This window comes from Lysobacter olei (assembly GCF_054777355.1).
This window is the reverse complement of sequence record NZ_BAAHAT010000018.1, coordinates 1-1,235: the sequence shown is the minus strand read 5'-3', so window position 1 is coordinate 1,235 and position 1,235 is coordinate 1. Positions and strand designations below refer to the sequence as shown.

Genomic DNA, 1,235 nt, shown 5'->3' with positions numbered 1-1,235 from the left:
TGACCTGCCCCCGGTTTTCAGGGCCACCCTGACTTAAGTAGAGTCCGTTCCCAAGAAGAGGACGGACATGAAGAAGCGCTTCACCGACGAGCAGATCATTGGCTTCCTGAAGCAGGCGGCCGCCGGCACCCCCGTCAAGGAGTTGTGCCGCAAGCACGGCTTCAGCGATGCGTCGTTCTACCTGTGGCGGCGGAAGTTCGGCGGCATGGATGTACCGGACGCCAAGCGCCTGAAGGCGCTGGAGGCGGAAAACGCCAAGCTCAAGAAGATGCTGGCGGAGGCGATGCTGGACAACGAAGCCCTGAAGGTCGTCGCGCGGGGAAAATTCTGAGCCCGCAGGCACGGCGCAACGCCGTGGCGGCCGTGCGGGCCAACACTCAAATATCCGAGCGTCGCACCTGCCGCCTGCTCGGGCTGTCGCGCAGCGTGCTGCACTACGCCTCGCAACGGAAAGACGACGGCTTGCAGCAACGCCTGGTCGAACTGGCCGGTGAACGTCGCCGCTTCGGCTACCGGCGCCTGCACATCCTGGTCGAGCGCGAGGGCTTCGTGGTCAACCACAAGCGCGTGCACCGCCTGTATCGCGAGGCGGGCTTGGCGGTGCGCAAGCGGCGCAAGCGCGAGCGGGTGGCGGTCGAACGGCGTCCGCTGCAGATCCCGTCCGGCCCCAATCACACCTGGTCCATGGACTTCGTATTCGACGCCATGGCCAACGGCAAGCCGATCAAATGCCTAACCGTGGTCGACGACTGCACCAAGGAAGCCGTGGAGATCGCAGTGGGCCGGCGCATCAACGGCCAGGGCGTGGCCGATATCCTTGAGGCTGTGTGTCGCTTCCGTGGATATCCCGCCGCGATCCGCACCGATCAAGGTCCCGAGTTCACCGGCCGAGCGCTGGATCAATGGGCCGCCGCAAACGACGTGAGGTTGATGTTGATCCAGCCGGGCAAGCCGACACAGAACGCCTACATCGAAAGCTTCAACGGCAAGTTCCGCGACGAATGCCTCAACGAAAACTGGTTCATATCGCTGGACCACGCCAAGGCAACGATCACGGCCTGGCGGCGTGATTACAACGAGGTGCGTCCCCACAGCTCACTGGGTAAGCGCACGCCTGCCGAGTTCGCCGCGATGCTCCGAGAGAGCGGCACCCTTGCAACCCACCCATCGAGCGATAAGCTCGCAACCTTGGACTCTACGAAGTAGCTCGTGGCCCTAACAGCGGGGGCAGGTCA

At 63.8% G+C, this 1,235-nt stretch carries 1 protein-coding gene; it reads left to right on the top strand.

Going from position 1 to position 1,235, the window contains the following annotated elements:
• Positions 1-67: 67 nt before the first annotated feature.
• A protein-coding gene (locus ACYVBS_RS14595; protein ID WP_460824494.1) for an IS3 family transposase occupies positions 68-1,206 on the top strand; the annotation gives its coding sequence in 2 pieces (ribosomal slippage) (positions 68-326 and positions 326-1,206; 1,140 coding nt in all).
• Positions 1,207-1,235 lie beyond the last annotated feature (29 nt).